Annotated in this window: 23 protein-coding genes; 8 read left to right on the top strand and 15 right to left on the bottom strand. The window is 66.3% G+C overall.

From position 1 onward, the window contains the following. Positions 1–55: 55 nt before the first annotated feature. From U1763_RS09060 to U1763_RS09000, 13 genes are all read right to left on the bottom strand, one after another. The gene (locus U1763_RS09060; RefSeq protein WP_332754932.1) at positions 56–910 is read right to left on the bottom strand and encodes an HpcH/HpaI aldolase/citrate lyase family protein; all 855 of its coding nucleotides are present in this window, start codon (positions 908–910) and stop codon (positions 56–58) included. Positions 911–920: 10 nt separating this feature from the next. Continuing rightward, positions 921–1,664 (bottom strand): GntR family transcriptional regulator, encoded by a 744-nt coding sequence (locus tag U1763_RS09055; RefSeq protein WP_332754931.1) that lies wholly within the window; start codon positions 1,662–1,664, stop codon positions 921–923. A gap of 83 nt (positions 1,665–1,747) precedes the next feature. Next, positions 1,748–2,941 carry a CaiB/BaiF CoA transferase family protein gene (locus U1763_RS09050; RefSeq protein WP_277982866.1) on the bottom strand — a complete coding sequence of 398 codons (1,194 nt, stop codon included), beginning with the start codon at positions 2,939–2,941 and terminating at the stop codon, positions 1,748–1,750. After that, positions 2,938–4,116, bottom strand: coding sequence for an acyl-CoA dehydrogenase family protein (locus tag U1763_RS09045; protein WP_332754930.1), 1,179 nt, complete (start codon positions 4,114–4,116; stop codon positions 2,938–2,940). The genes U1763_RS09050 and U1763_RS09045 overlap by 4 nt, the downstream gene beginning before the upstream one ends. Further along, complete coding sequence (locus tag U1763_RS09040) at positions 4,113–5,507, bottom strand: MmgE/PrpD family protein (protein ID WP_332754929.1); 1,395 nt, start codon at positions 5,505–5,507, stop codon at positions 4,113–4,115. Before U1763_RS09040 ends, U1763_RS09045 begins: the two co-directional genes overlap by 4 nt. Next, the gene (locus U1763_RS09035) at positions 5,504–6,877 is read right to left on the bottom strand and encodes an MFS transporter (protein ID WP_332754928.1); all 1,374 of its coding nucleotides are present in this window, start codon (positions 6,875–6,877) and stop codon (positions 5,504–5,506) included. The genes U1763_RS09040 and U1763_RS09035 overlap by 4 nt, the downstream gene beginning before the upstream one ends. 114 nt (positions 6,878–6,991) lie before the next feature. Beyond that, the gene (locus U1763_RS09030) at positions 6,992–7,501 is read right to left on the bottom strand and encodes a MaoC family dehydratase (protein WP_332754927.1); all 510 of its coding nucleotides are present in this window, start codon (positions 7,499–7,501) and stop codon (positions 6,992–6,994) included. 78 nt (positions 7,502–7,579) lie between these two features. Beyond that, positions 7,580–9,127: an OprO/OprP family phosphate-selective porin gene (locus tag U1763_RS09025; RefSeq protein WP_332754926.1), complete on the bottom strand. Its 1,548-nt coding sequence runs from the start codon at positions 9,125–9,127 to the stop codon at positions 7,580–7,582. A gap of 161 nt (positions 9,128–9,288) precedes the next feature. After that, on the bottom strand, positions 9,289–10,263 hold the full coding sequence (locus tag U1763_RS09020; protein ID WP_332754925.1) for an acyl-CoA thioesterase: 975 nt from the start codon (positions 10,261–10,263) through the stop codon (positions 9,289–9,291). Further along, positions 10,244–11,335, bottom strand: a complete 1,092-nt coding sequence (locus tag U1763_RS09015) for an FUSC family protein (RefSeq protein ID WP_332754924.1) — start codon at positions 11,333–11,335, stop codon at positions 10,244–10,246. The genes U1763_RS09020 and U1763_RS09015 overlap by 20 nt, the downstream gene beginning before the upstream one ends. Positions 11,336–11,436: 101 nt before the next feature. Beyond that, a complete protein-coding gene (locus tag U1763_RS09010) occupies positions 11,437–11,775 on the bottom strand; it encodes a hypothetical protein (protein ID WP_132736626.1) in 339 nt (112 codons plus the stop codon). A 90-nt stretch (positions 11,776–11,865) separates the two neighbouring features. Beyond that, a complete protein-coding gene (gene glpK / locus U1763_RS09005) occupies positions 11,866–13,353 on the bottom strand; it encodes a glycerol kinase GlpK (protein ID WP_132895639.1) in 1,488 nt (495 codons plus the stop codon). Positions 13,354–13,402: 49 nt separating this feature from the next. Further along, entirely contained in the window at positions 13,403–14,209 is an 807-nt protein-coding gene (locus tag U1763_RS09000) for an MIP/aquaporin family protein (RefSeq protein ID WP_332754923.1), read from the bottom strand. A gap of 244 nt (positions 14,210–14,453) precedes the next feature. Here U1763_RS09000 and U1763_RS08995 point away from each other — a divergent pair, with 244 nt between their 5' ends. The 6 genes from U1763_RS08995 to U1763_RS08970 all read left to right on the top strand — a co-directional run bounded on the left by U1763_RS08995 (position 14,454) and on the right by U1763_RS08970 (position 22,027). Beyond that, positions 14,454–15,533, top strand: coding sequence for an AraC family transcriptional regulator (locus U1763_RS08995; protein WP_332754922.1), 1,080 nt, complete (start codon positions 14,454–14,456; stop codon positions 15,531–15,533). A gap of 123 nt (positions 15,534–15,656) precedes the next feature. Then, positions 15,657–15,887 carry a hypothetical protein gene (locus tag U1763_RS08990; RefSeq protein WP_332754921.1) on the top strand — a complete coding sequence of 77 codons (231 nt, stop codon included), beginning with the start codon at positions 15,657–15,659 and terminating at the stop codon, positions 15,885–15,887. Further along, the gene (locus tag U1763_RS08985; protein WP_332754920.1) at positions 15,875–16,747 is read left to right on the top strand and encodes an efflux RND transporter periplasmic adaptor subunit; all 873 of its coding nucleotides are present in this window, start codon (positions 15,875–15,877) and stop codon (positions 16,745–16,747) included. Before U1763_RS08990 ends, U1763_RS08985 begins: the two co-directional genes overlap by 13 nt. A gap of 3 nt (positions 16,748–16,750) precedes the next feature. After that, complete coding sequence (locus tag U1763_RS08980) at positions 16,751–19,723, top strand: efflux RND transporter permease subunit (protein WP_332754919.1); 2,973 nt, start codon at positions 16,751–16,753, stop codon at positions 19,721–19,723. Then, positions 19,716–21,134 (top strand): efflux transporter outer membrane subunit, encoded by a 1,419-nt coding sequence (locus U1763_RS08975; RefSeq protein WP_332754918.1) that lies wholly within the window; start codon positions 19,716–19,718, stop codon positions 21,132–21,134. Before U1763_RS08980 ends, U1763_RS08975 begins: the two co-directional genes overlap by 8 nt. A 41-nt stretch (positions 21,135–21,175) precedes the next feature. Next, positions 21,176–22,027, top strand: a complete 852-nt coding sequence (locus tag U1763_RS08970) for a MipA/OmpV family protein (protein WP_332754917.1) — start codon at positions 21,176–21,178, stop codon at positions 22,025–22,027. Between the two features lie 118 nt (positions 22,028–22,145). Here the strand turns inward: U1763_RS08970 and U1763_RS08965 are convergent, their stop codons facing one another. Then, positions 22,146–23,102, bottom strand: a complete 957-nt coding sequence (locus U1763_RS08965) for a bifunctional methionine sulfoxide reductase B/A protein (RefSeq protein ID WP_332754916.1) — start codon at positions 23,100–23,102, stop codon at positions 22,146–22,148. Positions 23,103–23,328: 226 nt separating this feature from the next. On the opposite strand from U1763_RS08965, the gene U1763_RS08960 reads away from it, so the two are divergent. Further along, on the top strand, positions 23,329–24,507 hold the full coding sequence (locus U1763_RS08960) for an aspartyl/asparaginyl beta-hydroxylase domain-containing protein (RefSeq protein WP_332754915.1): 1,179 nt from the start codon (positions 23,329–23,331) through the stop codon (positions 24,505–24,507). A 161-nt stretch (positions 24,508–24,668) separates the two neighbouring features. Further along, entirely contained in the window at positions 24,669–25,010 is a 342-nt protein-coding gene (locus tag U1763_RS08955; RefSeq protein WP_332754914.1) for a hypothetical protein, read from the top strand. A 66-nt stretch (positions 25,011–25,076) separates the two neighbouring features. On the opposite strand, the gene U1763_RS08950 is transcribed toward U1763_RS08955, so the two are convergent. Continuing rightward, positions 25,077–26,369: an aspartyl/asparaginyl beta-hydroxylase domain-containing protein gene (locus tag U1763_RS08950; protein ID WP_332754913.1), complete on the bottom strand. Its 1,293-nt coding sequence runs from the start codon at positions 26,367–26,369 to the stop codon at positions 25,077–25,079. Between the last annotated feature and the right edge of the window lies 1 nt (position 26,370).

Here is a 26,370-nt window from a genome sequence, read left to right as displayed (position 1 = left end):
CGCTCATCCCGCAGGTCAACGCGGTACGATGCCAGTGTTGCTCGCCTGGTCAGACTTAATGGACCGGTACGCTCACCGCCGTTCCCGCATCATGCTCGGTATGAGCTGCATGGGTTTCGAGAAGGCGGCGGGCGCGGTCGATGACGGGTTTGTCGATCAGTTTGCCGTCGACCGCAACCGCACCGAACGCGCCATCGATCGCCGCAAGTACGCGACCCGCCCATGCCACATCCGCTTCCGAGGGACGGAAGGCGATGTTGACGATGCCGACCTGACGTGGGTGGACACAGAGTTTTCCGCCGAACCCGAAGCGCCGGGCGTGGTCGGTGTCGCGGGCCAGCCCCGCGTCGTCGGTGAGGTCAGTCGAGACGCCGTCCACCGGTGCGGCAAGGCCTGCGCTGCGCGAGTGAAGGACGATCTGGGTGCGGACATGGTCGATCTCCGCGCCATCGCCGTCGATCCCGGCGTCGGCCTGAAAATCCACCGTGCCGAACGATAGGCGGGCGAGTCCAGGCGCGGTGACGAGATCCGCTAGGTTCAAGACCGCCGAAACGGTTTCGACCAGCGCATGAAGCGGCTTGCCGCCTGCTGCCTCTTGCATATCCGCGAAGTCCGACGCGCGCTCGGCCTTGGGTAGCATCAGCCCCGCGACGCCCGGCAAGCTAGCAAGCGCGCGGACGTCGTCTGCGTGCCACTCGGTATCCAGGCTGTTGACGCGCACGAAGAAGCGCGGTTCTGTCAGGGCCGCGAGCGCATCGTGGATCGTATCGCGCGCGGCGACTTTGCGGTCGGGGAGGACAGCGTCTTCGAGATCGATCACCACCATGTCCGCGCCGCTCGCGCGCGCCTTTTCGAAACGCTCGGCACGATCGCCGGGGACGAACAGGATGCTGCGGGCGGCAATGGTCATAGAAAATCCTCTACAGGCCGGATACGGGATCGCGGCGGAAAGTCTGGGAATAGGAATAGCGGTCCGCGGGATGCGTATTGATCGCCATCTCGACGATCTCGCCGCGCGCGTTGAGATAGTGCCGCGTCAGGCGGAGGCCCGGCGCGCCGGTCTTGGTTTCGAGCAATTCGGCGATCGGCGCGGGGATCGCCACCGCTTCGATATGCTGGCGAACCTCGGCGACGCGCTCGCCGAACTGTTCCTCGATCCGGCTGAAGATCGGCACGTCGCCGACATCGTCGTCGAGCTTCAGACTACGGAACGCGGGGTGGAGATAGATGTCCGAATAGGAGATCGGGCTGGTCCCGGCGGCGCGGCGCAGCGCCATCAGATGCAGCCAGGTCTGGCCCGATGTTGCGCCGACCTGTTCGGCGAGCGGTCCGTCCAGCGCGACCGTCTCACGCGCGATGATCGTGAGGCTGGTCTCGTTGGTGTATTGCTGGAGGTCGGAAAGCCCCTCCATAACCTGGCGATACGCAGCCGGGCGCGACAGCCCGAGGACGCGCGTGCCGACTCCGGCCTGACGCGAGACCATGCCCGATTGCACGAGCCGTTTGATCGCCTCGCGCACGGTGAAGCGGCTCGCGCCGAACTGGTCGCAGAGCTCGAACTCGGTCGGCAACAGCGTGCCGATAGGATACCGCCCATCCTCGATCTCGTTGATCAATGTCTGCGCGAGTTGCAGGTAACGCGGTTGCTGACGAAGCTGGGGCATCGAATATCCATCGGTCGCTTTGTCGGGTGATCCGGACAACAGCCCACCGTTCAATGCCTTGGCGTTCGATGCAAGCGCTGGTGTCACCGTACCGCGCCGCGGGTCCGCAAGGCCGCCACATCGTCGTCGGTATAGCCGAGCGTCGCGAGGATGGCGTCGGTATCCGCACCGAGTGCTGGGGCAGCCTTGTCCGGATGTTCGACGCCGCCCGCGCGGATCGACGAGGCGATGCCGGGCAGGGGGCCGTGCTCGGGATGCTGGAAGTCGACGATCCGCTTCGATTCCGCAAGAAACGGATTGTCGAGCGCCTGCTGGACGTCGAGCACCGGCGCGGCCGGCACGCGACCTTCGAACAGCTGCATCCAGTCCGCCGTGGTGCGGGTCGACAACACCGCATCGAGATCCGCGTTGAAAGCCGGTCGGTTCTCCAGCCGCGCAGCGAAGGTCGCGTAGCGCGGATCGGTCGCCCATTCGGGACGCTCGATCAGCCCGCACAGGACTTCGAAGAACTTCTCCTTGTTGCACATCACGAAGATCCAGCCGTCGCTGGTCGTGTAGAGCTGGCTGGGGGTGAGCGAGGGATGGCTCGACCGCGAGGTGCGTTCGACGGTGACGCCGCCGTTGAGATACCATTCGGCGACATAGTTGAGGTTGCCGAGCGCGACGTCGAACAGGCTGACGTCGAGATCGCGGCCGATGCCGCTCGCGCGCGCCGAGACGACACCAGCGAGGATCGCGAGCGCGGCCGTGGTGCCGGTCATGAAGTCGACGATCGACAGCCCGAAGCGCGCCGGGGGCGTGCCAGGCTCGCCGGTCAGCGACAGATAGCCCGCCTCTGCCTGCATCAGATAATCATAGCCGGGCCACGCCGCGCGGCTGCCGGTGCGGCCATAGGCCGAGAGGTGGACGCAGGCGATCGCCGGGTTGAACTGCGACAGCGCGGCATAGTCGAGCCCGAGCTTTGCCGGCAGGTCGCCGCGCAGATTGTTGAACACCACGTCGGACTCCGCGACGAGCTTTTCCAGCACCGCGCGCCCGTCCGCGCTCTTCAGGTCGAGGCCGATGCTGCGCTTGTTGCGGTTGAGCGATTCGTAGAAATGGCTGTCGCCCGGCGCGAAGAAATACGGGCCGACATGACGGCCGATATCGCCGCCATCCTTGTGGTTCTCGATCTTGATGACCTCGGCCCCGAGATCGGCGAGCTGCTGCGTGCCGAACGGCCCGGCGCCATATTGTTCGACTGCTACAATGCGGAGGCCTGCGAGCGGCTGGCTCATGCCGGATTCCGCGCGATGATCTGCTTGGCAATGATGATGCGTTGCAGTTCGTTGGTGCCTTCGCCGATCGTCAGCAAAGGTGCGTCGCGGTAGAGCCGCTCGACGTTATATTCCTTCGAATAGCCGTAGCCGCCGAAGATCCGCATCGCCTCGATCGCATTTTCCAGCCCCGCTTCGGTCGCGAAATACTTCGCCATGCCGGCTTCCATGTCGCAGCGCTCGCCGCGGTCATACGCCTTGGCCGCCGCTTCGGTGAGCAGCCGGGCGGCATAGGTGCGCGTCGTCATTTCGCCGAGTTTCAGCTGGATCGCCTGATGCTCGCAGATCGGCTTGCCGAACGTCTTGCGCGTCTGCGAATAGGCGACCGCTTCGTTTAGCGCCGCCTGCGCGATGCCGACGCCGCGCGCTGCCACGTTGATGCGGCCAAGCTCGAGCCCGCCCAGCACCTGCTTCAGGCCGACGCCTTCGATCCCACCGATCAGCCGGTCGACCGGCACGCGGTACCCGTCGAAGGTCAGCGCGTTGCTGTCGATGCCCTTGTAGCCGAGCTTTTCGAGCTTCTTAGACACGATGAAGCCATCGCCCTTCTCGGCGATCAACAGGCTCATGCCCTTGTGGCGTGGCTCGGCGGCCGTATCGGTCTTGACCAGCAGCAGGATGGTGTTGCCCGAGCCCGAATTGGTGATCCACATCTTGCTGCCGTTGACGACATAGTCGTCGCCGTCGCGTACCGCGGTGGTGCGGATCGCCTGCAGGTCGGTGCCCGCGTCGGGCTCGGTCAGGCCGATGCCGCCGCGCAGTTCGCCGGTCGCGAACTTGGGCAGGTAATGATCCTTCTGTGCCTCGGTGCCGCAGCGCTGGACCGTCATCGCCATAATCATGTGGCTGTTGATGATGCCAGCGACCGACATCCACACGGTCGAGATCTTCTCGATGATCCGCGCATAGGTCAGCGTCGAGATTCCGAACCCGCCGAATTCGGGCGCGATCATCAGGCCGAACAGGCCCATCTCCTTCATCGTGTCGACGATCTTCTGCGGGTATTCGTCGTCATGCTCGAGCTGATGGACGAACGGCCTAACATCGGTTTCGAGGAACTTATCGATCGAATCGAGGATCATGATCTCTTCGTCGGTCATCGCGCCATCGGCGGCGATCGCGTTTGCCAGGGTCATACGGATACTCCTTGAGGGGCAGTGGCGCCGGCGAGGATGTCGCCGAGCGCGGAAGCGGGGTGCCGGTCCATGTCGAGCACGGCGGCGCGGATGTGCGCGGCGCGCGTCGCGTCGACCGTGCGCGCGGCGTTCTCGAAATATTTGGCGTCGATGTCGGCGTTGCTGAGCGGCCGGTCGGACGCACCGCGGTTGATCGCCTCGCGGTGACGCAACATGCGGCCATCGTGGGTTTCAACGATGACTTCGCCGGTGAAGTGCTTGGGATAATCGCTGTCGGGGTCGACCGCGTAATCTACGCGCGTCGCCAGATCGAGCACCGCCGGATCGTTCAGCGCCGACGGATCGAGCGCGTCGAGCGTGAATTTTCCCGTCAGCAGCGCGGTCGCGACCGTATAGGGGATCGAGAATTGCGCGTCGTAGCCGGTTCGTGGTGTCCGCTTGGGGGCGACTGGCTCGCAGACGATCGGGATGACCGCCTCGGGTACCAGCACGATGACCTTGGCGATGTCGGCCGCGGTCAGGTCGTATTCCGTGCGCAACGCGATCGCCGCGTCGATCGCGGCGTGCGTCATGTGACATGCGGGAAGCGGCTTTACCGATACCGCCTCGATTTCCCAGATCTCACCGAGCGCTTCGGTCGCCTGCGCGAGCAGGGCAGGGGCGGCGTCGCGTAGATAGAGTGCATACAGACCGAACCTGCCTTCATAGGCAGCGGGCGGTCCGACGAAGCCGCGCTTGGCGAGCGTCGCCGCGGTCAATGCAGAGCTTGCCGCCCAGCCGGGATGCAGGCGCTTGGTCCACGCACCGTCGGACAGAAACTCCAGACTGCCGCCGGCCATCGACAGCACGATCCCCTGCGCCATCGCGATCTGCTGTGCGTCCAGCCCGAGCAACCGGCCGGCGGCGAGCGTCGATCCGAATGCGCCAATCAACCCGGTCGGGTGGAAACCGAAGTCGTGGAACCCGCCCGCACCGACGGCTGCGACCCGCGTCGAAACCTCCATCGCCGCAATATAGGCGACGAGCAGGTCGACGCCTGAGGCGCCCGCCTTGTCCGCTGCAACGAGTGCTGTCGGGAAGGCGCTGACGGTCGCATGGATGATGCCGCGCGAATGCGTATCGTCATAGTCGAGGCCGTGCGTGACGAGCCCGTTCATCAGCGCCGCGTCGCGCATCGCGAGCGTACGGCCATAGCCGAGTACCGGCGCCGTGCCGCTGCCGAGATCGCCCGCGGCGGCAAAGCTCGCTTCGGCCCAAGGCGCACCGACCGCTGCAAGCCCGGTTCCTACCGAATCCAGGATCAGGTGCCGCGCGCGCTCCCGGAGCCGCTCGGGAATGGCGTCGAGCGTCAGGCCAGTCGCGAAATCGGCGAAGATTTGCGAAAGCGTCACTTGGCAGCCCCCCCGGTGATAAGCGAGTCATCGGCGACGTCGTCGAGCGACTGGCCGGTGGTCTCGATGTTCAACAGGCCGACCGCGGCGATCATGCAGGCGAGCACCACGCCGACCATGCCGAGCACGCCCTCCAGCCCGAAGCGCTCGAACAGCGCGACGGTGGCATAGGGTGTGACCATCGACGCGGCGCGCCCGCACATGCCGGCGAAACCGGTACCGCGCAGCCGATAGGCAGTCGGGAACAGCTCCGGGATGTAGGCGAACAGCGCCAGCGTCACGAGCGTGTAGATGCTCGACACGAGCAGGAAGCCCGTCAGCGGCACCATCAGGTCACCGTGCGCATTGGGATACAGGAATCCGAAGATCATGATCGCGACAGCCGCCGCGATCAGCGAGGCGCGGCGCGAGATGCGGTCGGCGATGCCGATCGCGACGATCGCACCGAACACGCTGCCGAACGACATCAGCGTCGTGTACCAGAGCGAGGTGACGATCCCGGTACCGTGGCTGACCAGGAAGGTCGGCAACCACGCGACGAAGCCATAGACCGAGACGTTGACCGCGATCGCGGCGAGTGTCGCGGCGATCAGGCGGCGCCGCAGTTTGGAGCCGAACAGCGCGCTGAGCGGTGCGTGGACCTTCGGCACGACACGGACTTCGGGGACGGCGGCGAGGGGGCCCTTGTGCGCGATGACCTCGGCTTCGATCTCGCGCAGCGTCGCCTCGGCCTCGTCGTTGCGCCCGACCGATTCCAGCCAGCGCGGCGATTCCGGCATCTTCTTGCGCATCACCCAGACGATCAGCGCAAGGATGCCGCCAATCGCGAACATGTAGCGCCAGCCGAGCGTCGGGATGACGATATAGCCGACCGAAGTCGCGACCAGCAGGCCCGAATTGACGACCATGCCCATGATCGACACCCAGCGACCACGATAGGCCGGCGGGATGAACTCGCCGAGCGTGCCCGCCGCGACCACCAGCTCCGCACCAAGGCCGATACCCATGATGAAGCGGCAGACGATCAGGAACGTCATGTTGGGTGAGAAGATCGCCGCGATCGACGCGAGCCCGAACAGCGCGAGATTGAACTGGTAGGACGCGCGACGCCCGAACCGATCGCCGACATAGCCGGCCATGCCTGCGCCGATCATCATGCCGAGGAACGTCATCGACATGAACACCGCGGCCTGCGCCAGCGTCGAGAAGCCCTCCGCCTTCAGCGCGGCGATGACGCCGCCCGCAAGATAGACGTCGAACGCGTCCAGGAATGCGCCCGCGCTGATCAGCCCCAGGATACGCCAATGGAATCGGGAGATGGGCAGACGGTCCAGCCTGGCTCCTGCGTTGACGGCGATGGTATCGGCCATGGGGCTACCTCTCTTCGGAATGACGACGGGCCGGGGCTTCGTTGGTCGAAGCTCTCGCAGGCCGCGCGGGGGGCGTCCGGTCACCAAGGGCGACCGGTCAATCGATCGGTCGGGCTATTTGTCGTCGGGAGATTCACCGCGCTTGTAGACCAGCGAGTTGCGCGTGAACTCCATGATCTGCTTGGCGTCCTGGTTGAACGCGCGGGTGCGGGTCGTGACGATCCCCTGCGTCGGCCGCGACTTGGACTCGCGGATCTCGAGCACCTCGGTTTCCGCAGTCAGCGTGTCGCCGCCGAATACCGGATGCGTCAGCTTGATCTCGGTCCAGCCGAGATTGGCGGGCGACTTGCCGCTCACGTCGTTGACGGTCATGCCGAGCACGATCGCTAGCGTCAGTCCGCTATTGACCAGCAGCCGCCCGAATTCGCTCTTCGCCGCATATTGCGCATCGCAGTGCATCGGGTGCGCGTTCATCGTCATCAACGAGAACTGGATGTTGTCCGCGTCGGTGATCGTCCGCCCGGGGCGATGCTCGTAAATGTCGCCGACGACGAAATCCTCGAGATAGCGGCCATAGCTCGCGCGGTAGCGCTGCTCGCCAATTTTGATAGCCGAAAGGCTCATACATCCTCCTTATCGCTTTGTACGGACATTATCGAACTTATGGTACGTTGGCAAGTCGAAGCGAGTAGCGGCTTGGCGTCAGAACGCCACTTCGGCCCTTGCCGCGAACGTGTCGCCGCTATCGCGCCCGACGAAACTGCCGGTGCGGTTGTCGGTACGGAAATGGGTATAGTCCGCCATGAACCGGAAATTGTTCGTCAGCGACCAGTTCAGCCCGAGCGTGCCCGCCGTACCGGTGCCGCCGAGGGGCAGGCTCGAGCTGTCGAGATCCTCGTAGCGCACTACCGCTTCCAGCGCGCCCCAGCCGCCATCAAGTACCGAGTTCAGGACGTTCGGCGCGACATAGGTGCCGCTGCGCGCAGAATAGGTCGGCGTCTCGCCGGTGATCCAGAACCCGCCATTGACCGACAAGGCCTTGATCTTGCCGCTGCGGAAGGTCGAGGTCGGGCCGCCGTGCACGGTCCGCTGACCATATTCGCCGAAGGCGTAGAACGGCCCGAGCTTGCCGCCGAGTTCGAGCCCGAACGCCTTCGATCCGTCCGCCCCGGTCAGCGCCGCGGACTCGACGCGGACGCTGTTGTTGAGCGCCCCCGCCATGCCCTGCGCGAACGTGGTCGGCAGCGTCGTGTCGGGAATGTTTTCGCTATACGCCCAGCCGCCGATGTGGATCAGGCCATGCTTGGTGAGGATCGGGTTCCAGTGCGCGCGGCCCAGGAACATGCGGTTGTCGCTGCGCGTGAAATCGCTGTCGATCGCATCACCGTGAACGCCGAGGCTCGCATGCCAGTTCTTGCCGCCCGCACGGCCGACCGCGCCCATCAGGAACACCTTGCCGCCCTGCGTCGCGAGCGCGGTGGTGTTGATGTTCGTCGTGATGAACGGATTGGCGGTCGACGCGGTGCCGATGTCGATGCCGCGATCGGTGATGAGATTGCCGAACCGGACGTCGGCGTCGGTCTTGCCGAACTTCTGGCGGTAACCGACGAACGCCTGCACGACCTCGGTCGCGTTGCGGCGAAAATCGGTCTCGAACTGATAGAACAGGTGATCGCCGATCGTGCCGATCGCGCCGACGCGGAACTGGCGCAGCGTCGAGACGGTGATGTTGCGACGGTCGAAATCGGACCCGCCGGTCGAGGAGATATCAGCCAGCAACCGCCCGCGCATCTTGAAGGTGAACTTTCCGTCACGGCTGCTGAACACGGGGGCACCCCGGCTCCAGTCGACCGCGAGATCGGCGGGCAGCGCGACCCCGCCGGCGTTCACGACCTGTGCGTTGCCGACCGGCACGGGGGCGATCTTCGCGCCGGGATCGGCCGTCTGGTTGGCGACCTGCACGCGCGTCGGCGGCAGTACCGGGGCTGCCGTTGGCGGGGCTGCCAGTCGCGGGGCCGCTGGTGACGGGGCATTCGCAGCAAGCGCACGGCCGGCTTTCGCCTTGGCATTGGCGATCAGCGTATCGGCACGCTCGCGGCTGACCAGCTTGTTCTCGACCATCTCGTCGATCAGCGCCAGCATCGTCTGGTACGACGGATCGGTATCGAGCGGAGACGCGGTCTGCGCCCGGGCTACCGATGGCAGTACCGCGAGCAACGCGCACAGCGATACGGCGTACGAATGACGCATACAGACATCCTCTCGAGATCGGGATCGTCCGTCTTCCGCGGCGCGACATCCTGGGACCAGCTTCACTGGCGCGAGATAGCATTAATGTCCGTACAAATGTGCTGTCAACATGGATTTCCGCGTTGAGCTGATTCAGCGCGGATCGATCGGGGCCGAGTTGGTCAGGGCATATGCGGGATCGTGGTGCGAGGCGCGAGGTCTGGCCGCATCCGGATCAACCCTTCCTGCGTCACATGCGCGACCGCCCGCCCGTCGCGGCTATGGAACACGCCGCGGGCGATGCCGCGACCATGCCCGGACCACGGGCTCTCGCTGGTGTACAGGAGCCAGTCGTCGAGCGGCACGTCCTCGTGGAACCACATCGCGTGATCGAGACTCGCGGTCTGCATGCTGTGCTCGAACATTGTGACGCCGTGCGGGATCAGCGACGCACTGAGCAGCGCGTAGTCCGATAGATAGGCGAGCACGCCCCGGCGCATCGCGGAATCGGTCGGTGCGCTGCCCCGGAACCGAATCCAGACATGGGATACGGGTGTGCCGGGTTCGGTCTGGAGGAACGCTGGCACGCCGCAGGGCCGGATATCGAAGGCGGACGGCTGGCCGAGGAACGCGACGGCTTCCGCCGAGATACCCGCATAGTCGCCAGCGAGTACGTCGAGCGAGCGCAGTTCCTCCGGCGGCGGCAGATCGGGCATCGCGATCGCATGTTCCAGCCCGGCTTCCGGCCGCTGGAACGATGCGGCCAGCGTCAGGATCGTCGCGCCGTTCTGGCTTGCGGTGACGCGGCGGTTCGCGAACGACTTGCCGTCGAAGTCGCGCTCGACCCGGAAGATGATCGGTTGCGTCTCGGTGCCGGCGCGCAGGAAATAGGCGTGCATGCTGTGCGCCACGGCGGGTGCGTCGACCGATCGCTGCGCCGCCATCAGCGCCTGTGCCACGACCTGCCCGCCGAAGACGCGCGCGGTTGCCCCGGGTCGCTGGGGTCCGCGGAACAGGTCGGTATCGAGCTGTTCGAGGTCGAGCAGCGCGACCAGTTCGGCGGCGAGGTCTGGCGTCGATAGGGTGTCGGTCATCGCCACCCGTACCGCGCGCGCGGCCAGCGTCAAAGCCGCGCGGTCAGCTTGGGTCGGCAGCAAGCACCTTTGTCGGCGCGATCTCGTCGACGCGACCGGCGAGGTCGAGCAGGTCGCGGTGGAGCCGACCCGCAGCAAAGGCGAGCCCGAACACGCGGCCCGATGCGTCGAAATCCAGGGTCGCCGCGGCGTCGCTCCGGCGGAACAGATCGAGCGCGGTACCGAACATGCGATAACAGACTTCGACGTCGCCCCGATCGACTTTTCCGCGCATGCGTAGCGCCTCCGAACACCGGGCTGCCAGCGCGGCATGCGCGGTCAGCATCGCCGCCGATGGCTTGGCGAGCGCTGCCATCGCCGCCGGGGGGAGCGGCTCGTCGAGCGCGCGACCGCTCAGCACCAGGTCGTTGCGGATCCGCCACAGCGTGCGCGGGACGGCGGCGGGGATACCGTGATCCGCGAGACGCGACGCCCGCTCGCGGTCGGCATCCTTCATCGCCAGCTCGACTGCGGCCAGCGCATGACGCAGCGCGGCGTGTTCGGGCGACGAGGGCAGCGCCAGCCCGGTGGTCAGCGCGTCGGCCTGCGCGCGCAGCATCCGTTCGATATGGCTCAGCACGGCCAGCGTGCGTGCGATCACCACGCCGTGCGAGCGTGCCGGCAGGATCAGCATCGCCGCCAGCACACCGATCATGCCGCCCAGACCGATCTCGATGATGCGGTCGCGCACGAAGATCTCCACCGAAGAGCCCGGCGGCGCGCTGAGCAACATGATCGCAGCGGTGACCGGCGCGATCCGCAGCCGCGGCCGGACCGACGCAACGAGCGCCGCGATGCCAGTAACGGTAACGAGCACCAGCCCGAGTTCGAGCGTATCGGTCCGCCCGAGCGCCGCGCCGATGCCGCCTAGCACCGCGCCCAGCAAGGTCCCCAGTAACCGATCAGTCGCCGCGCCGAGCGTTCCCCCGATCGACGCCTGCATCACGATCAGCACGGTGAACACCGCCCAATAGCCCTCGTGCAGGCCGAGCGTCTTGTACGCCGCAAACGCTGCTGCAGTCGCAACGATCACGCGGACCGTCTGGCGCAGGCTGTCCGCATTCGCCTTGATCAACGCGCTGGGCCGGAACTCCAATGGCAGTATGTTTCCCTTCGGTCGTCGTAACAACCTCGTCTTATCAGGCGGGGTCTATCGGCGCGACGCCTCGCGCGTACGCTACGGCGTCGAAACGATCGTCAGCGCTGTTTCTTCGTCGTGGTCGCGGTGAAGTCCGGATCCTTGTTCGCCACCCAATCGACGAACTTGCGCACCGCGCCGTTCGCGAGGAGGCTTTCGACATCCATCGCGTGGCGCTGCAGTTCGGAATTGGTGAAATTGGCAGTCAGCGTCTGTTGGCAGATCGGATGCATCGGAACGACATCGCGACCGCCCCGGCTCTTGGGAACGGGATGATGCCAGACGATGATCTTGCCGGTCGGCCTGCCACACAGCCAGCAGGGGATCGGGGCGGCCGGAGCCTCCTCGCCGCGCTCCCCATCGTCATAGGGGCCGTGTCTCGAATGCTTGCGCGCCATGTGTTCACCAAATGCCTGATCCCGCTATCGCCTTTAGCGGTCGAGCGGGGATTTTACAGCGCCGTCGACCAAGCCTCGCGGTGTGACCAGTTAGGACTTTGCCCTGGAACTGGTCCGGTCGACCGCGTCCTGCCACCCCTGCATAAGCGTTGTCCGCGCCTCGCCGGTCATTGTCGGGTTGAACACGCGGTCTTCCTGCCAGGCGGCGGCGATATCGTCGGGGCCGTTCCAGATTCCCACCGCCATGCCGGCGAGAAACGCTGCCCCGGCCGCCGTCGTCTCGATGTTTGCGGGCCGGACCACATCGGTGGCGAGCATGTCGGCGAGGAACTGGCAGAACCAGTCGTTAGCCGCCATCCCGCCATCGACGCGAATCTGGCGGGCATCGCGCGCGCCATCCGCGACCATCGCGTTCATCAGGTCGGCGGTCTGGTAGGCGACCGATTCCAGCGCGGCGCGGGCGATGTGCGACCCGGTCGCGGCAAAGGTGAGACCGGTGATGCTCGCGCGCGCGTCGGGGTCCCAGTGCGGTGCGCCCAGACCGACGAATGCGGGCACCATGTAGACGCCGCCATTGCCGTCGAGCTTGGTCGCCATGTCGTTGGTATCGGCTGCCTGATTGATCAGACCCAGTCCGTCGCGCAACCACTTCACCGCCGCCCCCGCGACGAAGATCGAGCCCTCCAGCGCATAGGTGATCTCGCCGTCGAGCTGATAGGCGATGGTGGTGAGCATGCCGTTCTTGCTTGTGACAGCCTCCTTGCCGGTATTGAGCAGCACGAAGCAGCCGGTGCCGTAGGTCGATTTTGCATCGCCACGCTGGAAGCAGGCCTGGCCGACGACGGCTGCTTGCTGGTCGCCCGCCATCCCGCCAATCGGGACGGACGTCCCAAGCAGGTCCGGCGTGGTTTCGCCGAAGATCGTGCTGTTGTTCTTGACCTCGGGCAGCAGGCTTTCGGGAATGTCGAGCATCCGCAGCATGTCCGGGTCCCAAGCGCCCTTATGGATGTCGAACAGCAAGGTGCGCGAGGCGTTGGACGCATCGGTCGCGTGGACCTTGCCGCCGGTCAGCCGCCACAGCAGGAAGCTGTCGATCGTCCCGAAGGCGAGTTCGCCGCGATTGGCGCGGTCGCGGACGCCGTCGACCGTGTCGAGGATCCATTTGAGCTTCGTGCCCGAGAAATACGGGTCGAGGATCAGCCCGGTCCGCGCGCGCACGAGCGGTTCGTTACCGTCGGCCTTGAGTTGCGCGCAGAGCTTGGCGGTGCGGCGGTCCTGCCAGACGATCGCGTTGTGGACGGGCTCGCCGGTTTTGCGATCCCAAACGACCACCGTCTCGCGCTGGTTGGTGATACCGATCGCGGCGACCTTGCCGCCGTCTGCCTCGGCCGCCTGCTTGAGCGTCGCGACGGTATCGCGCCAGATATCCTCGGGGTCGTGCTCGACCCAGCCGGACTGCGGATAATGCTGGGCGAATTCCCGGCGTACCGTCTGGCGCGGCACGCCGTCGCTGCCGAACGTCATGCTGCGGGTCGAAGTCGTACCCTGATCGATGGCCAGGATAATGGTGTCGGTCACGCTTCACTCTCCTTCGGTCGTATCGGCGGGCGTCGAAACGGCGCGCTCGTCATTGGGACCCTGCGATCGACGTGTCGCGTGGCAGGAACGGCCGGATCAACAGATGTTGCGCGCCGCCGCCGATTGCTGCGCCAATCAACGGCCCGGCGATCGGCGCCCACCAATAGTTGCCCACGCCCGGCAACGCGGATGCGTCCCATCCCATCAACCAGGCAAAGGTACGCGGTCCGAGATCGCGCGCGGGGTTGATCGCCCAGGCTTCCAGATACCCCATCGATGCGCCGATTACCGCGACGAGCAGGCCGATTACGATGGCGCCGAAGTTCGCTTGTGGTGCCATCGTGTTGAACTCGTCGGTGATCGCGAAGATGCCGAAGACCAGGATCGCCGTGAGGATGATTTCGTCGATAAAGCCCTTCATCGTCGTCACCGCGACACCCGGCGCGGTGAAGAATACGCCGGCTGCACCGCCACCGGCGCGGGTCATGTGCTGCGTCGCGTTGAAGTGATCGATAACGTTGTAATAGAGCGCATAGACCAGCGCCGCGCCGAGGAACGCGCCGACGAGCTGCGCGCACCAATAGGGCAGCACCTTCCTCCAGGGAAAACCGCGGTACAGCGCGAGCGCCAGCGTCACGCCCGGATTGGCATGCGTCCCCGAGACCGCGCCGGTGACGTAAATCGAGATCGACACCGCCATCCCCCAGGTCATGCAGACTCCCCAATAGGCGGTCTTGTACGGACTGGGATCGTAGAGCGTGTACATCGCGGCGACCGACAGACCGAACGTCATCACAATGAAGATCGCGATCGCCTCCGAGATCAGTTCGCCGAGATACGCCTTACGAGGGGTCATCGACTTGGGCCGATCGGTCGTTGCTGGCGCGATACGGTTCGTCCTGCCTGCTCGATGGGCATCCTGTGCTCCTTCTTGAACTCCAACCCTTTGGGTGCTGGTCTTTGGACCCTCTTTTACCGGTACCGATACCGTTGTCGACCAGCGGTACCGGTGGCTCCCGCCCGATGCCCCGTTTCCGCAGGCACCGGCCGTACCAACGGTCCTGCTAGACATGCCGGCAGCATCATGGTTTCCGCCGGTAATGATCGACCTTCTCTCTCCCGCGTCAGACGCGATCGCGCAGCTGGACACGCTGTTCCGCGGTGGAGCGATCGGGCTGTTGCTGCTGGCTGCGGTGGTGTTCGCGCGGGCACCGGCGTCGTTGCCGAGCCGGTTCGGGCTGGCGCTCACCCTGTGTACGGTAATCGGTACGCTGGCCGGGTTGCCGCACGCGCCGACCGCGTTCGATCCGCTGCTCGATCTGAGTTCGAGCGCGGCGATCCCGTTATTCTGGCTGTTCGCGCGCGCGTGGTTCGACGATGCGTTTCAGCCGAAGCCGATCGATCTGGCGCTGGCCGCGGCGTTCCTATGTTGCACGACGTACGCCAGCCTGCAGGGCCGTGGACTGGCCGCGCCAATCGAGGGGCTGGACGTCCTGATTTACGCGGCGGGCATGGCGTTTGCGATCCATGCGCAGTGGCTGGCGTGGCGCAACCGGCAGGGCGATCTGGTCGAGGCACGGCGGCAGGCCCGGTCGATCTTCGTCGTGTCGATCGGGCTGATCATCCTGTGGCTGCTTGGGAGCGAGATCGTTGGCCGTGCGACGGGCGAGCTCGCGGTGTCGGGAATGGCTTCCGCTGCCGGGCTGTTCATGGGGGCGTTCGTGATCACCGCGCTGCTGTTCGGGTTGCGCCACCCGGAGATTTTTCCGAGTGCGGTTGCAGGCCCCGTTGGTGGCGAGGTGCCGGTGACTGCCACTGTCCCGGAGCCGCTCGACGCGACGCTTGAGCGCTCGCTCGCCCGGATGATGACCGAAGACCGTGCCTATCGCGACCCCGATCTGACGATCGGCGGAATCGCCGCGCGCGTCGACACGCCGGAATATCGCGTACGGCGGCATATCAATGGCGGGCTCGGCTATCGCAACGTCAGCGACTATCTCAACGAACACAGGATCGCCGAAGTCCGCAGCGCGCTCGCCGACCCGGCGCAGGCGGACGTACCGATCCTGACGATCGCGATGGATGCGGGGTTCGGCAGCCTCGTGATGTTCAACCGCGTGTTCAAGGACCGCCTCGGCGAAACGCCTAGCGCATTCCGACGGCGGCATCTGGAGGGCTGACCTCACCGGTTTCCAGGCGTGATGACCGGTCGTTTTCGAAAATGACCGGTCGGTTTCGAGGATCGGCAGGCCAGGATCGGCCCGGACCTTCAGGGCGACCGCGTTCACCAACGGGACGCGACGATGCCGAAGACTTTCCACTCGACGACCGAGCTCATTGCGGCCGGTCTAACCCTGTTAGCGTGCGCCGGCTGCTCCTCCGAGCCGGTCGCCTCACCCCGATCCGACGCCACGCTGGTCGATGTCGTCACGATCCATTACGCCGGCGGCCAGACAGCGTCGTTCGAGGGCGTCTGCGCCCGCGCCGCGATATCGCGCTCGGGTTCAAGACCGGCGGACGCGTGCTGGCGTTGAGCGTGCAGGTCGGCGATCACGTCCGCGCCGGGCAGGTCCTCGCCCGCCTGTCGCGCACCGAAGCGATCGCCGATACCAGGCAGGCCCGCGCCGAACTCGCCGCCGCGACCGCCGAGGCGACGCGGGCAAGCGACGCGGCACGACGCTCGGCCGGGCTCGACGGGATCGGTGCGCTGTCGGCCGCCGAGGTCCGCGACCGTGCACTGACTGCCAGTGCCGCGACGGCCAAGCGTGAGGCTGCCCGCGCGGCGTTCGAGCACAGCCGCGCCACGCTCGCCGACGCAGTGCTGGTCGCGCCCGAGGACGGCGTCGTCACGGAGCGCGCCGTCGACTCCGGTACCGTGGTCGACGCGGGCAGCGTCGTCGTCCGGTTGGCCGCAGGCGGTGCGGAAATCGAGGTCCGCCTGCCCGAACGCATCCGGCTGAGTAGCGGCACGATGGCGGATGCAAGCTTCTGGTCCGCGCCCGACACGATTGCCGAAGCACGACTGCGGCTGGTCGGGCCAGCGGCGGACGGTACGCTTCGGCTGCGGACCGGGCGGTTCAGCGTGCTCGGCGACGTTTCGCGGATCCCGTTCAACAGTTCGGCGACGGTCACGCTGCGGATGCCTGATCCCAAGGCGACGATCCGCGTGCCGCTGACCGCGCTCGGCGCGCAGGGCAGCCAGCCGCATGTCTGGTCTTTGTCGACGGTTGGCGACCGCGTCCACCGCCAGCCGGTGCACCTCGTCGAACTACGCGGCGATGACGCGATCGTCTCCGGCCTGCCCGATGGCCAGCGGATCGTCGTGAGCGGCGGCGACACGCTGTCGGAAGGGCAGCGCGTCGTCATGGCCAGCGTCGTCCCAGGCGGCAACTGAGCGATGGACCGCCTCAACCTGTCGCGCTGGGCGATCCGCCATCCCGCGCTCGTCGGCTTCCTGATCGCGTTGCTGTTCGCCGCCGGTACCGTGCAATTCTTCGCGCTCGGCCGCGACGAGGATCCGACCTTTACGCTGAAGGAAATGATCGTCGCGGCGTCCTGGCCCGGCGCGACGCCGACGCAGATGCGCACGCAGGTCGCCGACCCGATCGAGCGCCGGCTGCGCGCCACCGAAGACCTCGATTTCCTCCAGACCTATTGCGTCGATGGTCGCTGCGCGATCCGCGTGTCGTTGAAGGACGGCGCGCCGAAAGACCGGGTCCCTGTCGTCTGGCAACAGGTGCGCAAGCAGTTGAAGGATCTCGAGCCGGGTCTGCCGGCGGGAGCAACGGTTGCCGCCGATGACGACTATGCCGACGTCTATGGTTATGTGTTCACGCTGACCGGCGCGGACAATGCGCGGCTGGTTGCACTGGCTGAGCAGGCGCGCGACGCGATGCTGCGCGTGCCCGGCGCAGGCAAGGTGCAGATCACCGGCGAAGTGCCGCGCCGGCTGTTCGTCGATGTCGACTCGCGCCGGCTCGCCGCGATGGGTCTGTCACCCGACGCGGTCGTGCAGGCGCTGGCGAAGCGCAGCAGCGTCGCGCCGGCGGGCATTGTCGAGCGGTCGATGCGCGTCCCCGTGCGGATCGGCGGCGCGGTCGACGGCGTCGATACGGTCGAGAATACCGCCGTCCCCGGCGCGGACGGGACGATCAGGGTCGGCGACATCGGCACGGTCGGCAACGGCTATGCCGATCCCCCCGACGGTCTGGTCCACCACGCCGCCAAGCCCGCGGTGGTGCTGGCGATCGCGATGGCGCCGGGGGCCGACGGGCTCGGTTTCGGCAAGCAATTGTCGGAGGCCGCCGCCGCGTTCGGCCGGACGCTGCCCGCGGGCGTGACGATGACGCAGGTTCAGGACCAGAGCCAGAACATCCGCGAGGCGGTCGACGCGTTCCTGATCAAGTTCTTTTGCGCGCTGACGGTCGTTCTGCTGGTCGCGTTTGTCACGCTCGGCTGGCGAACCGGCGTAGTGGTCGCGCTGTCGGTGCCGCTGACGCTCGCGATCGTCGCATTGTTCATGGGCGCGAGCGGGATCGGGCTCGAGCGGATCTCGCTCGGCGCGCTGATCCTGTCGCTCGGGCTGCTGGTCGACGATGCGATCATCAGCGTCGAGGCGATGGTGGTCCAGCTCGAAAAGGGCGCGAGCCGGGCCGATGCCGCGGCCTATGCCTGGACGCACACCGCGTTCCCGATGCTGACGGGGACGCTGCTGACGATCGTCGGCTTCCTGCCGGTCGGGTTCGCGCAATCGACGACCAGCGAATATGCTGGCGGCATCTTCTGGGTGACCGGGTCGGCGCTGCTGGTGAGCTGGGTCGTCGCGGTCGTGTTCACGCCGTATCTGGGCGTGCGGCTGCTGCCTGAGGCTCGCACACACCACGATGCGGACGCGATGTACGATACGCCGGTGTACCGGCGGCTGCGCAAGCTGGTTGATGCGTGCATGGCGCGGCGCAAGACCGTGGTCGCGCTCACGGCGGCGCTGCTGGCGGCAAGCTTGGCGGGCGCAATGCTGGTCCGCCAGCAATTCTTCCCGATCTCCGACCGCCCCGAGATCATCGTCGACGTCAGTCTGCGGCCCGGCGCGTCGCTGTCCGCGACCTCGGCGGCGGTGAAGCGGATCGAGGCGAGCATCGCGAACGATCGCGATATCGCACAGATCGACAGCTATATCGGCCAGGGCTCGCCGCGCTTCTATCTCCCCTACGGCCCCTCGCTGCCCGACCCGGCGACCGCGACGATGGTGCTGGTCGCAACCGACCTGCACGCGCGTGAACGCGTCATCGCTCGGCTGCTCGCGAACCACGCGTCGCCCGAGGCCAAGCTCCATATCCGCCGCCTGTCGCTCGGGCCGAGTGCTGGTTTCCCCGTGCAATACCGGGTGATCGGGCCCGATCCGGAGATTTTGCGGACCATCGCCGCGCGGCTTGAGGCGGTGCTGCGCGCCACGCCCGGCACGACCGCGGTCCAGGCGGACTGGGGGACGCCGTCGGTCGCGGTGCGGCTCGACCTCGACCCCGATCGGGTCGCGCGGCTCGGGCTCGATCGGGCGCGGTTGGCGGGCGAGGTCGCGACGATGCTGTCGGGCCAGCCGGCCGGTGATGTACTCCGCGGGACCAAGCGGATCGGCATGGTCGTACGCGGCACGGCGGCGGATCGCAGCGATCCGGGGCGGCTCGCCGACATGGCGGTGAGCACGCCCGGCGGTCCGGTCCCGCTCGGTCAGGTCGCGCGGATCGGCGCGACTACGGAGCAGCCGATCGTCTGGACGCGCAACGGCGCGCTCTGCATAACCGTGCAGGCGGACATGACCGGCGACGTCCAGGCCGGCGAAGTCGTCGACGCCGCCGCCGCGCGCGTCGCCGCGATCTATGCGCTGGTGCCGATCACCTTCGCGGTGATGCTTCTGCTGCTGATGATCCAGTTGCAGAGCATCGGCCGGACGCTTCTGGTGCTGGCGACCGCACCACTTGGGGTGATCGGCGCGGTGGTGGCGCTGGTGCTGACCGGCGCGCCGTTCGGGTTCGTCGCGCTGCTCGGGCTGATCGCGCTCGCCGGAATGATCATGCGCAATTCGATCATCCTGGTCGATCAGGTGACGCATAACCAAGCCGAGGGCATGGATCTGCATGCGGCGATCGTCGCCGCGACGATCGGTCGCTCGCGGCCGGTCGTGCTGACCGCGCTGGCGGCAGTGCTCGCGTTCATTCCGCTCTGCTTCAACATCTTCTGGGGCCCGATGGCGATCGTGATGATCGGCGGGCTGATCGGCGCGACGATCCTCACGCTGGTCGCCCTCCCCGCGCTCTACGCGCTCGCCTTCGATCGCACATCCGGCCTTCCGAAGAAGGACCACGACAATGCATGATCAGAAACGCTCGTGGGCGCCGCTGCTGCTCGCCGTCGCGCTGGCGAGCTGTACGGTTGGCCCGAACTTTGCGCCGCCCGCAGCGATCCTGCCGCCGGTCTGGCAGAGTGCGGCCCCGGTCTCGGCTAGCACCGATGCGCGCTGGTGGCGCAGCTTCGACGATCCGGTGCTCGACGCGCTGGAGGCACGCGCAGGTTCGGCCAACCTCGATATCGCCGCAGTGATCGAACGGATCACCGCCGCGCGGATCGAGCGCGGCCAGGCTCGTGCTGCCGGTGCGCCGCAGGTCGAGGGTCAGGCCGGGTACAGCCGCGAGCGCATCGGCACCGCGGGTATCGCCTCGGTGACGCAGACGCTGCTCGGCGTCACCCCGACGACGACCCCGCCCAAGGGCGTCGACTTCGATCTCTACAGCGCGGGCGTCGGCGCGAGTTGGGAACTCGATCTCTGGGGCAGCCATCGTCGCCACGCCGAAGCGGCGCAGGCCTCGGTCGAGGCCATCGAAGCCGCCGCACGCGGCGTGCGCCTGTCGGTCGAGGCCGAGGTCGCGCGCACCTATTTTCAACTGCGCGGCCTGTCGGACGAGCGCCGCATCGCACAGGACGGGGTCGCACTCGCCGAGCGCAACGCCACGATCACGCGCGCGCTGCTGACCCGCGGTCTCGCCACCCCGATCGATGTCGCGGCGACCGAGGAGAAGTTACGGGCGCTGCACGGCGATATCGTCGAGCTCGACCACCAGGCGGCCACGACACAGCGCGCGCTGGCGATACTGGTCGGTGGCACGCCCGATACCGCCCCGTTCGATCGCACGACGCTGCGGCCGCAAAGCCCGCTTCCGGCGGCGGCGGTGCGCGTGCCCTCCGAGGTTGCCCGCACACGTCCCGACATCGTCGAAGCCGAAGCAAGGCTTCACGCAGCAACCGCGCAGATCGGAGTCGCGCACGCCGATTTCTATCCCAAGATCAGCCTGACTGGCCTGTTCGATATCGACGTGCTGAACCTCGCCGATTTCGGCTGGAACGCGCGCAGCACGAGCATCGGGCCGAGCCTGTCTCTCCCGATCTTCTCCGGCGGCCGATTGCAGCGGCAACTCAACCTGCGCCGCTCGGAGGAACGCAGCGCCGCGCTCGCGTACCGCCAGACCGTTCTCAACGCCTGGCGTGAAGTCGACGACGCGCTGTCGGCGAGCCGCGCCGCCGCTGACCGCACCAGCCTGTTCGACCGCGACCTCGCGTCGCGTCGCCGGACGGTGGCGATGGTCGAGGCCCGCTACGCCCGCGGCGACATAGCGGCCTCGCCGCTGCTCGACGCCCGCCAAGCGGCTTTGTCCGCGGAGTTGGCCGTCGTTCGCCAGCGCGTCGCCACCGCGCTCGCGCACATCCAGCTCCACCGCGCGCTCGGCGGCTGACCGCTCGCCGCGCCGATTACATTTCGACCAAGGACCTTCTCATGCCCTATATCCGAACTCTGTCGCTCATCCTCGGCAGCACATTGGCGGCGTTCACCACGCTACCCGCCCATGCGCAGGACGCACCCGCCGATCCGTACCGCGATACCGTGACCGTCGGTGTCGGGGTCGCAGCACTCCCCGATTACGAAGGCTCGAACGACTATCGGATCACCCCCGCACCCGCCGCGATCGGGGCGATCAAGGGCTATGGCTTCGTCCTGGCCGGCAACCAGTTGAGCGTCGATCTGATCAAGAACGCGCCGGGCCCGGTCTGGGACGTGCAAGCCGGACCGATCGCGCAGCTCAACTTCAACCGCAGCACGCTCGGCAGCATCGACGACCGCCGCGTCCGCGCACTCGGCAAACTTGGCGTCGCGGTCGAACTCGGCGGCTATGTCGGTCTCGGCAAGACCGGCGTGCTGACCAGCCCGTACGACACGCTGTCGGTCACGCTCGGCTATCGCCACGACGTCAGCGGCGTTCACGACAGCGGCATCTGGAGCCCCGGCATCACCTATGTCACGCCGCTGTCGCGCAAGGCCGCGATCGGCCTGTTCGCCTCCGCCGACATCGTCGAACGCGGCTATGCGCATACCAATTACGGCGTGTCCGCAGCGCAGAGCGCGACAAGTGGCCTCCCCGTTTATACCGCCGGCGGCGGCCTCAAGAACTGGACTCTCGGCGCAGTCGGCAGCTATTCGCTCACCGGCGACCTGCTGCACGGCGTCAAGCTGGTCGCCGGCGGCACCTATGGTCGCATGGCAGGCTCGATCGCGCACAGCCCGCTCGTCGCCATCGCCGGATCGCGCGACCAGTGGCTAGGGACGCTAGGGCTCGCCTATACGTTTTGAGGATATCAACCCGGTAGCCTTGGCGAACCCGCGACGAGCGCTCATTGCGACATGGACACCGCCATCCCTGGCAATCATGACGCTGTCGGCATGGCGTCGCGACGTAAACTGACGTGACTTACGCCGCTTCGGCGCGCCGCGGCAGCTTCCAGTTCGGGCGGACGAAATGGCAGGTATAGCCATTCGGCTTGCGCTCGAGATAGTCCTGATGCTCGGGCTCGGCCTCCCAGAAATCGCCCACCGGCGAGAGTTCGGTCACGACCTTGCCGGGCCATAGCCCCGACGCCTCGACATCGGCGATCGTATCCTGCGCCACCACCTTCTGGGCGTCGTCGGTATAGAAGATCGCGGACCGGTAGCTGGCACCGCGATCATTGCCCTGCCGGTTGACCGTGGTCGGATCGTGGATCTGGAAGAAGAATTCGAGCAGAGTCCGGAAGTCGGTGCGCGCCGGATCGAAGACGATCTCGATCGCCTCGGCATGGTTGCCGTGATGGCGATACGTCGCGTTGGCGACCTCCCCGCCGGAATAGCCGACACGCGTCGAGACGACACCGGGCTGCGCACGGATCAGATCCTGCATGCCCCAGAAGCATCCGCCGGCGAGGACCGCGCGCTCGGTTTTGGCCGGCACATCCTCGACCTGATCGAGATACGCGGCATAGCCTTTGGCGGCCATCTCGGCCCGCGGGACGAAACGCAGTGCCGCCGAATTGATGCAGTAACGCAAGCCACCGCGACTGCGCGGGCCGTCCTTGAAGACATGGCCCAGATGACTGTCGCCATGCGCCGAGCGCACCTCGGTACGGGGGATCAGCATCGACCAGTCGCGTTTGGCCGTGACGTTGGCGGGCTCGATCGGTCGGGTGAAGCTGGGCCAGCCGCAACCGGATTCATATTTGTCGGTGCTGGCGAACAACGGCTCGCCCGACACGATGTCGACATAGATCCCCGCGTCCTTGACGTGCAGGAGCGCGCCGGAACCGGGGCGCTCGGTCGCGTTCTCCTGCGTGACGCGGTATTGTTCCGGCGTCAGCGCGGCGACGGCGTCTTCTGTCTTGCGATAGCTGGTCATGGCGGCACTCCGTTGACCAGGATGTGGTGTGCCGTGGCGGCGCTGTCGAGGTGCGCACGGCGACCGTGGGCAGCGGCGTTCGTCGAACCGGGGTCACCGCCCAAGCGGTCGGTTCGCGGTCCGGCCTTGCCAAGTCGCCCTCGAGTCGCATCGATCGCGGTTCGGATCGCGATAGTCCTCACGCGACCGAACCGCTACGGTGCTGCCAACCATAAAACGAGCCGCCATGCCCCTGACCAAGATCCAAGCCGAAACCCTCGCTCGCGAGGGCATGGCGACGCTCCGCAACGGTAATGCGGCAAGGGCGTATGACACTTTGCTGCTCTTGAAGGATGGCGCGCCCGGGGTTCCGGCACCGTGGTTCCTGATTGCGCAGGCCGCGCAGGCGCTCGGACGGGACGTCGAGGCGGATGACGCGCTCGTGAAGTTTCTCGGCACCGAACCTCGTCATCTGGCCGCGCTGTTGACGATGGCCGCGCTCAAGGTTCGGCGCGGCGACGATCGCGCCGCGCAATCGTTCTACCGCACCGCGCTCAACGTTGCGGCGCAACCAGGGACGGCGATCCCGCCGATGCTGGTCCCGATGTTGCGGACCGGCGAAAGCTTCCTGGCAGAGGTCGCAAAACGGTTCACCGCGCATCTCGATCAGATCCTCGCCGGAACGCGTCGCGGGGGAGGGGGGCACAGCCCGCGAACGCAGCAGGCGCTCGACCTTCTAGCGGGACGGACCGAACTCTATCTGCAACAGCCATCGATGTTCTATTTTCCCGGGCTGGCGCAGCGCGCATTCTTCGAGCGTGAGGAGTTCGGCTGGGTTGCGACGATCGAGGCTGCGACCGCCGCAATATGTGGCGAGCTTGACCGGGCACTCGCAACCGACCGCGGCTTTGCGCCCTATGTGCAGTCCACGCCCGACCGTCCTGCGCCAGCGAACCCGTTGCTCGACGATCCGAGTTGGAGCGCATTCCAGCTGTGGCAAAACGGCGTGCCGGTCGAACCCAACGCGTCGGCGTGCCCGCAGACGATGGCAGCATTGGCGCACGCGCCGATCCCGGTGATCGCAGGACGTTCGCCAATGGCGATCTTCTCGCGGCTCAAGCCCGGTACGCATATTCGCCCGCATCATGGCATGCTCAACACGCGCCTTATCTGTCACCTCCCGCTGATCGCGCCCGAGGGGTGCGGACTGCGGGTCGGTGCCGAAACTCGGCACTGGCGCCAGGGCGAGATGCTGATCTTCGATGATTCATTTGAACATGAGGCCTGGAATCGCGGCCAGGAGACGCGCGTCGTGTTGTTGTTCGAAGTCTGGCGTCCCGAGTTGACGCTCGACGAGCGCGCGGCATTGACCGGCATCTTCGAGGCGATCGATACGTATCAAGGCGCGCCAATCGATACTGGCTGATGTACGGGATAAGGGACCAATTCCCCGGCATAGGTCTCTCACAACCGGATAATTTCAAGCATGCGTTGGTGTCGACCGGATCTTATATTGTGCAGTCTTCATCGACGAACGCACCGAAACTGAATATCGATTTGTCCGTTGATCGCCTGAGGAGACCAGTGATGAAGACGATCATGATTCTTGGGCTGTTATTTTGCGGAAGTGCGTCTTCCGCGCAGTTCATCGTGACGGGCCCCAACGGTGCGGCGGGGGCTACGTCCAGCCTGTTTGCGGCGTATCAAGGCGTCGTGCCATCGGCGCCGGACTATGGGCTGGCGTCCGACGGCGCTACGCTGACCATGAAGCGGCAACGCGAGGAGCGCGCGCGGCAGGTCTACGCGATGTTTCCTCGATTGCAGGACGAAATGGCGCGCCATTCACCCGCGCGTGCGCGGTACATGTACGCTCAGGCGGAACATCAAGCGATCTGGGCGAACATCCGAGCAAAGCAAGCAGCTGATTGATAGTTTGCCAAGCGGATTAGGTGGACGCCCGGATGGCGAGCGGAGACATTCGCCATTTCCGCTCGCTCAATCGGAAATTTGGCTGTTGTCCCCCAACCGGGATCCGAGCGCTTCGAAAAGATGACGCACCATCGTCCGCTCATCGTCGGTAAGATAAGGGTTCCAAACGTCGACGATCAGGACCGCGCGGATCGCATCGCTCTCGTTCCACGCCTCGTGCTCGATCGTATCGTCGAACACGAACGCCTCGCCCACGCGCCATTCGCGGATCTCGCCACCAACGCGAAAACCGCACTTGTCGGGTACGATCAGGGGCAAATGCACGATTGAGCGGATGTTGCTGACCCCGGTATGCGGCGGCAAATGTGTTCCCGGTTTCAGGATCGAGAAGAAAGCGGTCGGTGCGCGTCCTGCGATATCCGACAATGGGAGCGTGTCCAGAATTGCCGCGGTCTGTGGGCAGCGTGCACAGACCGCATCGTTGCGTACGCCGTAGCGCCAGAGGTACTGGACGCTCCACTTCTCCGAACGATCGAGCGCGCTCCATAGATTGGCGGGTGTACCCGGCGTGATGCTGACATAGGGCGTGAATGCCGGCGTCGGCGCCGACAGCAGCGCTTCCAGTTCCGCCAGGATCGCAGGCGTTGCAGCTTCGAGATCGGTGAGCCAGGCGAAATGTTCGCGGGCGAAGAACTCGTCGGCCGGCAGGAACGGGAAATGCAACCCATGCGGGGCGGGGGCATAAATCCTGCGACGGCCCAGCATGGCATCGACGCATGCATCGAACCGACGTCGCTGTTCTGCATCAACGGTGTTGCGCAGCGGTTGCATCGCGACGTCGACGTCATCGGATAGGGCCTGGGTCAGGACCGCAATCCGCTCCATCGCGCGGGTTAGCAACTGGTCGAGCGCTGGTGCACGATCAGGTATCGATCTGGCGATTGTCGCCACCCCGCCCCAGCGAAACGCCGCCGCCGACGTATCGCCGATCCGCTCGAACAACTCGGCGATGCGGACGTTGGCCATCAGGTTGCGCTGATCCGTCGCCAGCGCCCGTTCCAAAGCGGCGCGTTCCGCATCGGCATCGCCAAGTCCGCGATGCGCGCTCGCCAGGTTCATCCAGAGGGGCGCTGCAGTCGGGTCGGCATCCGCCGCGCGCACGAAATACGCCGCGGCGGCGCGATCGTCGTGGCCGAGCGCTGCCATCCCCAGCGCGTTCAAGGCAACAGGATGATCGGGTGCAACCGACAAGATTTGGCGAAACGCAGTGTTTGCGCGCGCGCGATCTCCAGCGCGTTGCGCGTGATCCGCCTCGCGCAGCAATGATTCCAGCGCCCGTTCGGCGCTATTGGTCGTCATC

It is taken from the genome of Sphingomonas sorbitolis (genome assembly GCF_036663875.1).
In the GTDB taxonomy this organism is placed as follows: domain Bacteria; phylum Pseudomonadota; class Alphaproteobacteria; order Sphingomonadales; family Sphingomonadaceae; genus Sphingomonas.
The sequence above is the reverse complement of the archived record's forward strand: the minus strand, read 5'-3'. Positions and strand labels throughout refer to the sequence as shown.